The organism is Paraburkholderia diazotrophica (assembly GCF_900108945.1).
Classification (GTDB): domain Bacteria; phylum Pseudomonadota; class Gammaproteobacteria; order Burkholderiales; family Burkholderiaceae; genus Paraburkholderia; species Paraburkholderia diazotrophica.
In genome coordinates this window covers 164,304-178,330 of record NZ_FNYE01000002.1, presented here as the reverse complement: position 1 = coordinate 178,330, position 14,027 = coordinate 164,304, and the positions used below count along the sequence as shown (strand labels likewise).

The window sequence follows — 14,027 nt, the reverse complement described above, 5'->3', positions numbered from 1 at the left end:
TCAGCGCTGCCGCTGCTGAAGCAGCGCCATGCCTCGCTCGACGTTGAGCGCCGTGCGCACGCCGTTTAGCGGGAGCCCGAGTTCGACCAGCGTGATCGCGACGGCAGGCTGCATGCCGACGACGACCGTCTGCGCATCGAGCACCGTCGCCATCGCAGCCGTGTTGCCGATCATGCGGCCAATGAACGAATCGACGATGTCGAGCGCCGAGATATCGATCAGCACGCCCTTCGCCTTGTCCTTCACGATGCGCGCCGTCAGATCGTCCTGAAGCGCGATCGCGAGGCGGTCGTGCATGTCGACCTGGATCGCGACGATCAGGCAATCGCCCAGCCGCAGAATTGGAATGCGGTCCATGTCGCCACCTTAGCTGGCGGTACGCGCCGAAATGCTCGACCCGCTCTTTCGCAGCGCAACGACGAATGCATCCGCAAGCGTCGACTTCGTGATCACGTTCGTCAGATCGACGCCGAGATGCACGATGGTCTGCGCGATCTGCGGACGAATGCCGCTGATGATGCAGTCCGCACCCATCAGACGCGCGGCCGCCACCGTCTTGAGCAGATGTTGCGCGACGAGCGTATCGACGGTGGGCACGCCCGTGATGTCGATGATCGCAATCGCCGCGCCCGTTTCGACGATCTTCTGCAACAGGCTTTCCATCACGACCTGGGTGCGCGCCGAATCGAGCGTGCCGATGAGCGGCAACGCGAGAATGCCTTCCCAGAGTTGCACGACGGGCGTCGACAGTTCGAGCAACTCTTCCTGCTGACGCGAGATGATCGCTTCGCGGCTGCGCTGGAACACTTCCGTCGTGTAAAGGCCGAGTGCGTCGAGCAACATGTTCACGGTCCAGCTCACGTCGGCGAGTTCTTCCGGTCGCGCGGCGAACTCGATGCGAAGGCGCGAATAAAGCGGCTGCTTCAGCGAGAACACGAACGTTGCCGTTTCGGCGGGCGTGAAGCCCTGGCGCGCGCGGTGCGAGGACACGTCGGCGAGAAACGCGCGCACGGGTTCCCATTCGGGACGGCTCGCGTCGAGCGTTTCGGCGTTCGCAAGCGTATCGGAGAAGACGTTCAGGAAGCTGCGGAACTGATCGTTCATCTCCGCCTCCGTCGTCAGGCCACGGCGCAGCGCGATCGATAGATGCTGATTCAACCAGTCGGCGAGCAGCGTATCGCGATGACGCGTCAGCATCTCGACGAGGGCTGCCGTTTTCGATGCGTTCATAGGATCTCCGGGAACAGTGCTGTAAATATTGCTTGGTCGTTAGTGTGCAAACTGTTCACGCGCATCCGATTTCGCAAACATTACCGGATCACGCGTCGATGACTACAGTGAGCAGCGCCTGTTGCATGATCGATCAATACTACAGGGCGCGCCATGCAAGTGACGATACAAACGAGGGCGGAAGTGTGCGATGCGTGACACGCGATTCAGCATTGCGTCATGCTCGCATTGATGCGATGCAAAACAATCGGCGAGATCAGGGCTCGCTGCACGCGAAGTTGTTGGCGTTGTTCAGATTGCCCTTGCCCAGATAGCGCGGAAACATCGGATAGCGGCACAGCGGACGCGAACGTCCGTTGGTCGCCGCGGCGATATCGGTGGCGAGCAGCGTCTCCGGCGCGACGCCGCGCGTGACCCAGTTGTCGAGCGCGCCGAGCAGATCGACGGAAGGAATGAACACGCCGCTGCCGTGCTGGAAGCCCGGCACCATGTACAGACGCATGAATGCATTCACGCGCTCGTCGCCGTACTGATCGACGAGCCGGTCGTAGTACGCGATGGTCTGGCTCGGGCTGATGACTTCGTCGGCGAGGCCCTGCATCGTGATCAGCTTGCCGCCCTTTTCGATGAACCGGCTCAGGTCAGGATTCATCGCGCCGATCGTCTGCGACAGCGCGACGACCTGCTTCTGATACTTGCCCGGATGCAGCACGTCGAATTTCATCGAATCGAATGTGGCGTCCTGCGCGACGAAATAGCGGATATAGCCGTCGCCTTGCGCGAACAGATAGCCGTTGCTGCCGAATGTCGGCGACGTCTGGCGCACCGGGTCGTGGCCGAGTCCGAGCACGCCCGTGAAGCGCGTGCCCTGGAATACGTTGTAGCCGCGATAGGCGCTCACGTCGTAGGCGAGCTTGTACGGCAAGCGCAGTCCGTCGCGCAGGACGAACAGCGTCGAGAGTTGCGCATCGCTGAGACAGCCGCCTTCCGGCGCGTACGACGTGCCGCGGTGGCAGCGCAACGCGTCGACGATTTCCGCTTCATGTCTGCGGCATTCGACGACATCGCTGACGATGCCATCCGGTGCGCCGTCGAGCTTGTCGCAGACTTCGAGCGACTTCTGATACACGCGCTCGAGCAGCGCGGGGGGAACGAAGCCGCCGGGCGTCGCGTATTCGGCCTGGCCGACGCGCACACCGATGAGCCGCACGCCCGAGAAGTTCAGCGCGGGCGAGTCGGCGATTACGCCGTCGTAGTCGTCGGGGAAGCGCTGCATCACCGTGTAGCCTTCGCGCCCGCCCGTCGAGCCGCCCGCGAAGTACATGCGTCCCGGCGGATGGCCGTACATGCGCACGATCACGGCGAGCGCCGCGTCGTGCGTCTTCTTCAGATGCGCGTAGCCGAAGTTCACGACGGCTTCGTCGACGAGACCGAACACCGCGAGCGCCGAATTGCCGACGTGTCCCGAGTCGTCGCCGAAGGTCACATAGCCTTGCGCGAGCGGCGCGCGTACCGGCGAGAACGGCATCACGCCGATGCCCGTCACGACAAAGCCGTTGTAGCCGCCGCCGCCCACCTGCAATGCGCGGCTGTTCCAGTTCTTCGGCAGATTCACGTCGAAGCGGATGTCAGGCGTCGTGCCTTTCATCGCACGAATGACGCCCGTGATCCGGCAGAAATCGCCTGCGCCATTGCCGGACGTCTGCGCGGAGATCATCGTTGCCGTTTCGATGTGCGCGCCGTGCGTGGGCAGCGCGATCGAGTCGGCGTCGATCCAGACGCCGCCCAGGTCCGTGCAACGGGTGGCGAATGGCGGATCATTCTGCTTCTGCGTCGGGTTCTGGCCGGCCGGCGAGGCGTTCGTCGCGATGGCGGCTGCCAATGCCGATTGCGCGCTGTAAATGATCGCGTAAAGGAACACCGCGCGTGCGAGCCCGAGCGCCGCACGCGGCCATGCGATACCGCGCTTCATCGGCAGTCGGCTCCGTGGACGGCCGCGCGCGTCTGCGCCGGGCCCCTCCATTCGTTCCAGGTGCGCGCGAGCAGCAGCACGGCGATGATCGCGACGAGATCGCCCGCGAACGCGGCGAGCCCGTGGCTCAGGCCGTGGATGTTGCGCGGCGTCGCCGTATCGACGATCAGCGAAATCAGCGTGCCGCCGACGAAACAGACGAGGCCCGTCCGGCCGACCGTGATGACGGCGGGCATCCGGTGCGCGAGATTCGCGATGTGGCCCGTGCGGACGAGTACGGCGGCGACCCAGGCAATGGCGAGGAAGTTGATCACGCGGTCAATCGACAGGTTCTGTTTCAGATGGCCGGGCAGCGGCTGCGTCAGGATGAAAAGCTTGACAATGGCGAAGGCTAGCACGGCTGCGATGGCTATAGCCGTGAGCCAGCGGCCGGCTTTCGACAGCTGGAAGCGGTCGGACACTGGCTGCACACGGCAAAGGATACCGATGACGAACATCAGTTGCCAGGCAAAGGGATTGAAGGACCAGTCGCTGACGTCGTCGATCGCGAAGAAATTCGCCAGTGGAATGGCGAGCGCCCACGTCGCGAGGCTTGGTATCAGCGCCGATACCGCCGATCTTCGCGCGAGCGGCACGATGAACGGGACCGCGATCGCGAAGAGCACGTACATCGGCAGGACGCTGGACAGATAGGGCTGGCGTCTGAGGGTCGCGATGTTGATGGCCTCTCCGATCGGCGCCGATGAGAAAGATGACCAGTCTGTCAGGTCGACCATCGGACGATTCAGATGCAGGAACTGAAGGATCGCGCCCGATAGCAGCGTGAGTAGCGCTGTCAGCAGATAGGCCCGGTAGATTTCCCAGCCGCGCTTGTAGAAGCGGTTTTGGGCGGATCTTTGGCCATTTTTGGTCAGCACGGCATCGTAGGCTGCTGCGGATGCATATCCCCCGAGGCAGACGAAAACTTCAGCCGAATCGCATATGGCGTAGGCGTGCAGCATCAGGTGCTGCAGGACGCCGCCTGGAATGTGATCCAGCACGATCACGATCAGCACGATCCCTCGGAAGAAATCCACTTCGATCGAGCGTGAGGTGCGGGTTTGCATTCGAGGGCTCTGTTGGGGCTGGCTCGTGCTTAAGGGTCGTGGCGTGATGCGGCTGTTGGGCCGTTGGGGCGTTGCTCATGACGGCTTTTGTGACGCTTCACGTGGCGCGCGTCGGGTTTACGTGCAGTAAGAACTGTTTTGATTCAGAACGTTCCTGGGTTTACCCGTTGTTGTGAGAATGAATTGCGGTGGGAAGGGAGTTGAAATTTTGGGGGTTGTGTACGCGTGTTTCCGGGCGTGTTTGGTGGTGACGTCTGGGTGCGCTCGTGCGTCGGGATGCGCAGCTGATCTGTCAATTAGTACGAGTGCCGTCGTTTATTCTGCCAAGGCTTGGGTCCCGTACTGAAGCGGTCAACTGACCGGAGGACCGAGGCGCGATAGAAATGCAAGCCGGACGGAATTGGGGGTATGTCAAGTCATTCTTGGCGTCACATTTGGACGGCGCTGCGAAGAGCGCTTGGGCGGAGGAGGATCAAACAATCCCGCTGATGCCCCGCGGGCGGGGAAAGGGCCTATCCATGATCTTTGGGAGGCCCCCATACAATGGCTTCGCACCTGCTCATTGGAGGGATCCAATCAAATTCCCGACCAATTCGGCGTCCGGGGCGCCTCTTTCCGGATAAATGTGCTGCGCTCTCCATCGCACGAAAGCCCTGCCTAACAAGTGCGAGAAATGTCACCACCTTTATCAAACTGGGGTGACTGGACTCGCACCCGTCTATCTCCGAGAGGTGCGCAGTGGATTGCTTGTGACCACGAAGACGTCGCCTCGTAGAGATGGAGACTACTGGATACGTCGGCGCATGGAGTAGGCCGCCGTAACGAGCAAAGAGCCCTCAAGGCTAGTAACAGAATGCCCCGTCTCGACGCGTACTTCACGGCGGATATATTGAAGATGTCGCCTCGATGATAGGCGTTGAAGTGCCAACGCTGAACGGCGCAGTTAGCAAGTTCTCTGATCGATCGAACTGCTTGTTTGCCTAGACGTCCACTGTAAACCAAGAAAAGAGGGCGCGATCGATTCTGCCGCGCCGAAAATTGCGCTCTCCAACGTCGGGAACGCATCCGCCCACCGAGCGAATTCTGGATCCGGCAGTTTCCGGGCAGTCTCCGCAGATTCATCGAAAATACTGCGATAGCAAATAATCTCCAATACTGTAGTTTCTGTCCGATCACCGCTCATATACAATGCAGTTATGCGCCCGACACCTACAATCCTGACTAATTGCACCGGTCGAAAACGTGCCAAAGGCACGGCGATTTCGCTGTCTACCGTCACACTCGGAAATACGTTAGACGGCGTCGCTCTGAACTGGGCCGAAGCTGTTAAATCGGCCCCTCCCAATCACGTGGCGGAGGAGTTGTACGCCGGGCGATCGTTCGCGGAAGCCAAGCGCGTGTCGGCCGCCCTTGGCGCAAGCCTGCGGATAGTTTCCGCGGGCCTCGGCATAGTGTCGGCCGAGGAGCGCATACCTAATTACGATCTCACAGTTGGAAGCGGGCACAATTCGCTCGCGACCGTCTTGACCGGTTTCAGCGCGAGCGCTAGCGATTGGTGGTCAGCGCTTACGCTGCAATTTGATACCCCGCGAACGCTTCGGTCGGCGCTTCGAGACGCGGACGACGTTCTTGTGATGCTCGCTCTCCCCGCCAGTTATCTGAACCTGATCGTCAATGAGCTAGCTGCGTTGCCCGCCCGGCAAGTCAACCGATTGAGAATATTCACGTCTTCGTATGGAAGAACAATCCTGCCGCCCGCAGTCCGGCACACTGCGATGCCATATGACGATCGACTCGAGACCTCTCGCCTGCCCGGAACGCGGACCGACTTTCCACAACGGGCACTGAGACACTTCGTCGAAGATCTTTCGGGACATGAGCTTGATCTTTGCGTTGCGGCCAAGGTCGTCGCTGAATCGATGCATCAACTGAACAAACGACCTGTTCCCGTTCGGACCCGGATGAGTGACCACGAAATTGCCGCCCTCATACGTGAGAACTGGAGTCGGTTTCAAGGCGCGTCTACCCAGTTGCTCCGCTATCTTCGCGACGAGGCTTCGGTCGCTTGCGAGCAACGGCGGTTCCGAGATATCTGGTCGCATGTAAAGAATGAAGTGCTCGATGGACGCTCGTGATGACGACAACTAGGCATGAAATCGTTGTCCGCGCATTGAAGACCACACAAGGCGATGGTCTGGACGTGTTCGCCTTTTTTATCAAAGGCTCAGACGTCGTTCGTGTTGCTGACATCTCACGCGTCGAACGCGATGAGGCCGATGCGTTAAGAGGGTTTCAGAGACCCGAGATTCGCAACCACGTAAAGGGTATCGTCGACTACCTTAATCAGGGAAATGTGTTGTTCCCAAATGCCATAATTCTGGCGATGTCGCCTGAGGTCCGGTTCGCTGCGGCTCGCGGCACAAAACCAACTGGGGACGACGGAGTAGCTCAGGCAGGTACGCTTTCCATTCCTGTCTACGACGAAGGTCATCGCGTCGCGTGGATCGTCGACGGACAGCAGCGTTCCCTCGCTCTGGCACAGGTCGAAAAGTCGGAAATCTCCGTGCCGGTCGTCGGTTTCGTATCCGACAATCTGGAGGTACAGCGCGAACAGTTCATCCTTGTGAACAAAGCGAAGCCTCTTCCTACGCGATTGATCAACGAATTGCTACCGGAAACTCGTGGAGTGCTGTTGCCACGAGAGTTGAGTGCACGCAAAGTACCATCTGAAATTTGCAACTTGCTGAACCGCGACAGCGACTCGCCGTTCCACAAGCTCATAAAGCGTACATCTGACAAAGGCAATAGTACGGCGGTCATCACCGACACGGCGATCATCGCGATGATCCGTAACAGCATGAACAATCCACTGGGCGCCCTCTCACCGTATAAGTCCACGGGACGTGACGGCGCAGACGTAGAAAGCATGTATCGCATTTTGTTGACCTTTTGGACCGCGGTTAAAGATGTCTTTCCAAACGCTTGGGGAGTCGATCCGCGAAATAGTCGCCTGATGCATTCAGCCGGAATCGAAGCGATGGGCGTTCTGATGGACCGGATCTACGCGAGAATCGCAGGTCACGGAGAGGACTATAAAACTGTCAGAAAGGAAATCGAGAAAGTGGCACCCGCCTGTCATTGGACCGAGGGCATTTGGGAAACGCTCGGAGTTCCATGGAATGAAATTCAGAAGACACCACGGGACATAAAAAAGTTGCAGGACGCATTAGTTAGAGCTTATACCAGCGTTAGGTCATGAAATTCCTTTATTCAGATACTCAGGACTACGTAGACCCAGAGTACGACTTTCTCGCAGACCGTCATGCCCTTGGGCGTCGTCGATACTGGGACGACGCTTACGCGCATGAATTGTTGCGACCGGCACCGTACGACGGACTGCTGGTGTCGATGAGTGCAGTTCGACAGGCGGATGGCGTCGCAAAGTCGAAAGTACGCTATTCAACTGCTGAGGAGCAGCGCATGCTCCGCGACGGCGTTAGAAAATTCCTCCGGTACGGCGGCCCAGACCACAGGGATGCCATGCTACTAGGTGACTGCGGTGCGTTCGCATACGTCGAACACGAGAAGCCAGCTTACTCTCCGCAGGAGGTCGTGGACTTTTATGCCGATGCGGAATTTACACATGGCGTTTCGCCCGACCACATTATCTTCGACTGTGACACAACGAACCCACCCGCGAGCGAGATGTCCGATGCGGTGCGTAAACGTTTCGAAATTACGTTGGCAAATGCTGAGGAGTTTCTGAAGATTACGCGTCAAGAAGGCGAGCCGTTCGAGCCTTTGGGCGCGGTTCAGGGCTGGTCTCCAGCTAGCATTGCTCAAGCCGCATCTGCGCTGGAACATATGGGCTATCGGTATCTGGCAATCGGAGGTCTCGTCCCGCTGAAGGTCGATGTGATCCATCAGGTCCTGCGCGCTCTTCGCAAAGCAATAAAACCCGAAACGAAAATTCATCTGCTTGGATTCGCGAAGGCGGAATCGATACACGAGTTTACTGGTTATAACATTACAAGTTTCGATTCGACATCACCTTTGATCCGCGCCTTCAAGGATGCCAAATCGAACTACTACATGCCGTCCACTTCGACGGGACTTGCCTACTACGCGGCGGTTCGAATTCCCCAGGCAATCGAAAATCCCAGGCTAATGCAGGGAATTAAGCGTGGTATTTTTAGTGCCGAGGATCTGCAACAGCGTGAACAGAAGGCGCTGTCCGCCCTGCGCGCGTTGGACTCAAAGGGCGGGAAGGTTAAGACCGCACTAGACGCAGTTATGGACTACCAACGCTTCCTAACTCTGGGTGACGGCAGTCCGCCTGAGAAGCATGAGCGAGAGTTGCTACGCACTCGCGCGTTGGTGGAACGCACTCTCGAAGACGCGCCGTGGAAGCGTTGTCGTTGCGAAATCTGCACATCTGTCGGCGTCGAAGTCATCATCTTCAGATCCAGTAACCGGAACAAGCGACGCGGATTTCACAATCTGCGCGTATATCACCAACATTTACAGAAGACCTTGGGAAATCTGTTGTGAAAACCTACAAGTTCAAGGCCATCCGCGCGTCGCAAGCCCCTGAGCACGACGTTTTTTCATTCGCAGCGACTCCGGAACAAATCCTCGCATTTTCAGAGATCGAACGCGTCGGACGAGAGGAGGATGGACAACTACGCGGCTTTCAACGGCACCAGATAGCATCGCACATCAAGGAAATTCGCGACTACCTCGGCCGCGCAGACGCGCTGCTTCCCAACGCGGTGATCGTTGCGTTTATCGGCGGGGTAAAGGTGCGTGAACTGTCCGATGGCATTATCGAGGTCGAAATCAGGACGAAGGACGGAAAGCCGGGCTTCGTTGTGGATGGCCAACAGCGACTCTCCGCACTTTCCGGTCTGCAAAAGCCGGGATTTCAGGTATTCGTTTCTGCACTTATCTGCAAAGACTATAACGAGTTACGTCAGCAATTCGTGCTTATCAACAACACGCGGCCATTACCTAAAACGCTCATCTACGAACTCCTGCCGTCGGTTGAAGGCTTGCCCGCACGTTTTACCGCTCGAAAGTTTGCGGCCCGAATTGTCGATCGCCTGAATTTCTCCCGTCATTCAGCTCTTCGCGGAGAAATCCGGCAACACACCAATCCGAAGGGCGTCATTAGCGACACTGCCATGCAGAAACTCGTTATGAATTCCACTTCCGATGGGGCTATTCGGGAATTTATAAAGGACGACGATTACGAGGACCGCGCCTTCGCGTTCGTCAATGAGTTCTTTGAGGCCATAAAAGTCGTATTTGGAAGCGAGTGGGTCGGCATGAGCCCCAAGACATCCCGACTTCGCCACGGAGCAGGCTTGGTTGCGCTAGGCTTCGTCATGGAAATGTTGTACTCGAGCGAGGGTGCGGTCACACGAGAGCAGTTCGCAGCGGGCTTGCGACTCATAAAGCCATATACGGCTTGGACCAGCGGCCAATGGCGGCTCGCAGACGGCGACGAACGGCCATGGAACGGAATACAAAACACCCCGAGTGATATCGACCTGCTCACGAATTTCCTCGTCAGAACCTTGAAGAAGGAACTGCGTCGTCCACGACGGGTTGCGAACGCCTGACATCCAGAGGCAATGATGAAGACACGTGCACTTGTTCTATTCTCCGGTGGCCAAGACTCGGCTACCTGTCTCGCTTGGGCGCTCAACCGGTATACATATGTTGAAACTGTTGGGTTCGACTACGGACAGCGACATTCAGTCGAACTGGATTGTCGACTTACCGTTCTTGACGACCTCAGAAAGGTCTTCCCAATATGGAGCGAAAGGCTGGGATGTGATCATCTGCTAGATCTCTCGGTTCTCGGGTCCGTCAGCGACACCGCGCTTACTCAAGGCAAAGCGATTGAAATAGAGAAAAGTGGACTGCCAAACACATTTGTTCCAGGGCGGAACTTGCTGTTCTTCACTCTGGCAGCCGCTATCGCCTATCGCCGCGACCTACATTCGCTAGTTGGAGGCATGTGCGAGACGGATTACTCGGGCTATCCCGACTGCCGCGACAACACGCTCAAGTCACTCCAAGTCACTCTTGCCTTGGGAATGGACTCACCGTTAATTATCGAAACTCCGCTGATGTGGATCGATAAGGCTGATACATGGCAAATGGCAGCGGATCTGGGTGGCTCGGCGCTGGTTGATCTTATTCGCAAAGCGACGCACACCTGCTATGTCGGCGACCGCACGCAAAGTCATGATTGGGGCTACGGATGCGGCCAATGCCCGGCCTGTGAACTTCGAGCCAATGGATACCGCACCTTTGCAACGCGGAACGTATAACGGTGCCCCGTGTGACGGCCATGCTCATTCACCAACTGCAGCTCACCCGCGCGAAGACTGTACCGCGGGGAATAGCACGGTCCCGAGAGCATCTGCGCACAAAAATACAGAACGTATTAACCATCCTATGATCTTCGAGCTAAGCCAACGATTCTTCTTTGATGCCGCTCATACCCTGCATCGTGAGATCGATCAGGAAGGAAGTCGCCGCATACACGGCCACACATATCATGCTCACGTCTTCGTACGCGGCAATCCCAATCCAGAAACCGGCATGGTTGTCGATTTGGGCCTGTTGAATCAGGCCATCGAGCAACTGCGAGACCAACTGGATCATCGTTTCTTAGACGACATTCCAGAACTCGGACCAGCCACCCTCGAGAGCTTGTGCGCTTTTATTCTTCGAAAGATCAGGTATTCCTTTCCAGAAGTCACGAGAGTGCGCGTTGAACGTACGGCTGGAGGTGATGCCTGCGATCTCTATGTGCAAGGATAGAGGCCCCCGCGCCTAAGCGTCCGATGATGCATCGGACGCTTACCCCTGATGACCAAGGATTGAAAGTCAAACCATCACATCCTCGCTGTCCTCGTATGGTCGGCGGTAACCTAGGTACAAGGAAGCTCACCGAACGCATAGATGATGTGCTCAAAATTTCCCGCATCGACCTAGGAGATTCTATCCCGAGATCGTCGCCACAAACGCATCGACTATGCTAGATGTACCTTTCCCCTTTGGATAGATGATGTCTTTTCGCGCTTTGCTGACAGGATAAAACGCCTGATGCGTCGCACTGGCCGAAACAAATATGAAATATTGAGCCTTTTGCGCTAGATTCAATAAGCCGACCGTTGCCACGTGATCATGGTTGATCTCCACCATCAAACCCTCAAACATGCGTAGCAAAACATCCCGAGCTCTTCGCGCGGCACCTTCGGTCAAACTATAGATCGCTAACAGCTTACCGCCGCAGACATTCGTCGCCGCAGTCGAGATCTCACCAGATTCGTCGTCTCTCAAGGGAGGAAACGCCTTGAGAATCTCAGGCCCAACAATCTCAGTGGCAATACTTTGGGTTATACAGCGCTGGCCAACATCCAACCGCCCCCATTTCGCCATCGAGAACTGTTGCAAGACATGCCAGAGTTGACCTAACTCTTCCAGATTGGAGGATGTCTTTTCCAAGAGTAGGTCGACGACATCAAGCATGCTCGGGTATGCCGTCACTGAGCCTCCCTTTTCCCAAAGGACCTGTAACGCCTCAATCATACGTTTTTGATCATTAGAATCGATCGTCTCCGATATGACAAGTTGGACCAATCTCCCGGCAAATTGAACATCTAGCGGATTTATCAGGTCATCAAGTGCTAGCACTTCTAAAATTTCCAACCATAATTTCGACGTGCACTTGATGTTTCGTTCATCAAGCCAATCCAATAGCAACGGGAAGCTGTTTCTTAGCGTCCCATAGTTTTCCGATCCTTTCTTGAGAAAGTTGAGTAACACCGGTTCCGAAAAGGAGGCTATCGGCCAATCGGCACAATCATCCTGCAACTCTCTCATCAGACGTTCTGTATCAACAATTGGGGCTGACAGTCGTTCCAGCCACCCGATCCACCCTAGACCTTCGGTCGCATTCTGCATCTTCTGGAGGTCTGACCACACCCCGAAGAGTCGAGGAAAACGACGCAACTGCAACTTAAACTCACTAGGCGCCGATTCCAAGCCACGCCAAATATCGCTAAGCTCACCGATGGGTGCAGTCAAGGTTCGTTCGAGCAATTGTCTGAAATCGTCAAAAGTTCGCGCGTCAATCCGTTCTTCCTTGTTGGGCCTTTCTACGTTTGTTTCATCCTTGCCGTTTTGGCCCTCAAACAGCCCCGCTAGCCTTTCGAGGGCATTCAACCAGGCTGCGTCAACAAACGATGGAAGCGTGCTTCTATACTTTCTGTTTCCAAGAAGACAAGCGCCGATCGCCCAATATTTCCATAAGTGCTCGAAGCACTCATTCGGTTCTATTCTGGGTGGTGTATTAAATATTGGACTCAACTTCTGAGACAGTAACCTCAGTTCGTCAACTCGCGTGGTTGAAACAACTTCAAAATTAAAGAGGAGATCGAATCCGAGTGCCCCGACTGTGTGAAGCAGTAAAACCGAGAGCCGAGTTGGTACGCGCCCATTGAGAAGATTTCCGAGTCGTGGATGATTTACGATATCCGAGTGTCGGTCTCCGGCCCAAAGCGCTTGGATCTCAAGTGAAACTAGATTTCGTTGGCTCAGCGCATCGGTACTCTGAATTTCCTTGTAGAAACGCAATGCTTCGACACCTGCCTTAATCTGACAAGCTGCGAAAAAATCGCGCAATATCCGACCGAGCGGGCGACGCGCCGCAGAAGTGAGAGGCGGACGCTGGCGATAAACGCCTAAAATGCGGCTCAGAGAGTCGAAGACTCTGTCACGGCGTTCTACCGTATTGGCGGCTTCTTCGAGCAGCATTATTCTGATGAATCCACTGGGACAGTGATCCAAAAAGGCTTGCTCGATTGCATCATCTGCCTTATTGACGATAAGGAAATCCGGCCAAACGTCGGCCGATCCAAGAAACGCCTGCAGCACCCTTCGCAACTCTTCCAGAGCTTGCCGACTGTTCTCGCCCGCATAGAAGGTCAATCTCCCAGAACGGCTGACGGGCAAAAGCAATGGCCAGCATCCACTTCGCGCGGCGAGGATTAGGGGCAGCAGAAGGCCCTGGATTTTTTCATCGTAAGGGCGGTCGTCCGACAGCACTCGCTCAAGCCGAATTTGGTTGCCATGGCCATAAAACTCGGTCAGCCAATCCTGCGACGCCATCATGTGCACTCCGGGAATAGGTATCGACTCTCAAATTCCAAGAATGCGTCTGAAATCACCGCTGCATCTTGGGTCAGCATAATGTGCTCGTCGTTACGATGCGTACCGCTATAAGTGAAGTTCATCGAACCTTTGAAAAAGCATTCTTTCGTCAAAAATCCTTTCGTATGAACCTCATCGCTCAACAGAAACCTGAGATCGCTTGTAGAGTCACGCCGGTTATCAAGATGCTGAATAAACCGTCTACTCGGCGCGTCATCCCGCGAAACGATCCTTATCGAGCAACCCGCGTTCAAGGCATCCGCTAGAAGTTCGCTAAAGGAAAGTTCACGGCTGCCCCATGAAGGATTTAACGCATCCCATTGACCCGCCGTGTTGTCGAGCAACACGAAGTCACTCAACCAAGGTGAGACGAGCCAAATTACATCTGGAGTCAGTAGAAGCGCAGCCATGACGCTCCCCAAAACTTCCTTGAACTGACGTCTACCAAATGGACCATGAAGAAAAATCTGGCGTTGTTCGCTCACTTG

Annotated in this window: 12 protein-coding genes; 6 read left to right on the top strand and 6 right to left on the bottom strand. The window is 56.3% G+C overall.

Annotated features, from left to right (window positions below):
- The 4 genes from BMW76_RS03505 to BMW76_RS03490 all read right to left on the bottom strand — a co-directional run bounded on the left by BMW76_RS03505 (nt 1) and on the right by BMW76_RS03490 (nt 4,308).
- Nucleotides 1–357 carry an STAS domain-containing protein gene (locus BMW76_RS03505; protein ID WP_090862954.1) on the bottom strand — a complete coding sequence of 119 codons (357 nt, stop codon included), beginning with the start codon at nt 355–357 and terminating at the stop codon, nt 1–3.
- A gap of 9 nt (nt 358–366) precedes the next feature.
- Nucleotides 367–1,230, bottom strand: coding sequence for an STAS domain-containing protein (locus BMW76_RS03500; RefSeq protein ID WP_090862951.1), 864 nt, complete (start codon nt 1,228–1,230; stop codon nt 367–369).
- Nucleotides 1,231–1,486: 256 nt separating this feature from the next.
- On the bottom strand, nt 1,487–3,202 hold the full coding sequence (locus tag BMW76_RS03495) for a tannase/feruloyl esterase family alpha/beta hydrolase (protein ID WP_245763111.1): 1,716 nt from the start codon (nt 3,200–3,202) through the stop codon (nt 1,487–1,489).
- On the bottom strand, nt 3,199–4,308 hold the full coding sequence (locus BMW76_RS03490) for an OpgC domain-containing protein (protein ID WP_090862948.1): 1,110 nt from the start codon (nt 4,306–4,308) through the stop codon (nt 3,199–3,201). Before BMW76_RS03490 ends, BMW76_RS03495 begins: the two co-directional genes overlap by 4 nt.
- A gap of 1,196 nt (nt 4,309–5,504) precedes the next feature.
- On the opposite strand from BMW76_RS03490, the gene BMW76_RS03485 reads away from it, so the two are divergent.
- The 6 genes from BMW76_RS03485 to BMW76_RS03460 all read left to right on the top strand — a co-directional run bounded on the left by BMW76_RS03485 (nt 5,505) and on the right by BMW76_RS03460 (nt 11,145).
- Entirely contained in the window at nt 5,505–6,443 is a 939-nt protein-coding gene (locus BMW76_RS03485) for a hypothetical protein (protein ID WP_143062202.1), read from the top strand.
- On the top strand, nt 6,443–7,567 hold the full coding sequence (gene dbpB, locus BMW76_RS03480) for a DGQHR domain-containing protein DpdB (protein ID WP_090862942.1): 1,125 nt from the start codon (nt 6,443–6,445) through the stop codon (nt 7,565–7,567). Before BMW76_RS03485 ends, dbpB (BMW76_RS03480) begins: the two co-directional genes overlap by 1 nt.
- Complete coding sequence (gene dpdA / locus BMW76_RS03475) at nt 7,564–8,859, top strand: tRNA-guanine transglycosylase DpdA (protein ID WP_090862939.1); 1,296 nt, start codon at nt 7,564–7,566, stop codon at nt 8,857–8,859. Before dbpB (BMW76_RS03480) ends, dpdA begins: the two co-directional genes overlap by 4 nt.
- On the top strand, nt 8,856–9,932 hold the full coding sequence (gene dbpB / locus BMW76_RS03470) for a DGQHR domain-containing protein DpdB (RefSeq protein ID WP_090862936.1): 1,077 nt from the start codon (nt 8,856–8,858) through the stop codon (nt 9,930–9,932). Before dpdA ends, dbpB (BMW76_RS03470) begins: the two co-directional genes overlap by 4 nt.
- A 15-nt stretch (nt 9,933–9,947) precedes the next feature.
- Nucleotides 9,948–10,649 (top strand): 7-cyano-7-deazaguanine synthase QueC, encoded by a 702-nt coding sequence (gene queC, locus BMW76_RS03465; RefSeq protein WP_407668885.1) that lies wholly within the window; start codon nt 9,948–9,950, stop codon nt 10,647–10,649.
- 127 nt (nt 10,650–10,776) lie between these two features.
- The gene (locus tag BMW76_RS03460) at nt 10,777–11,145 is read left to right on the top strand and encodes a 6-carboxytetrahydropterin synthase (protein WP_090862929.1); all 369 of its coding nucleotides are present in this window, start codon (nt 10,777–10,779) and stop codon (nt 11,143–11,145) included.
- Between the two features lie 180 nt (nt 11,146–11,325).
- Here BMW76_RS03460 and dpdD read toward each other — a convergent pair whose 3' ends face one another.
- Entirely contained in the window at nt 11,326–13,500 is a 2,175-nt protein-coding gene (gene dpdD, locus BMW76_RS03455) for a protein DpdD (RefSeq protein WP_090862926.1), read from the bottom strand.
- On the bottom strand, nt 13,497–14,024 hold the full coding sequence (gene dpdK / locus BMW76_RS03450; protein ID WP_090862923.1) for a phospholipase D-like domain-containing protein DpdK: 528 nt from the start codon (nt 14,022–14,024) through the stop codon (nt 13,497–13,499). Before dpdK ends, dpdD begins: the two co-directional genes overlap by 4 nt.
- Between the last annotated feature and the right edge of the window lie 3 nt (nt 14,025–14,027).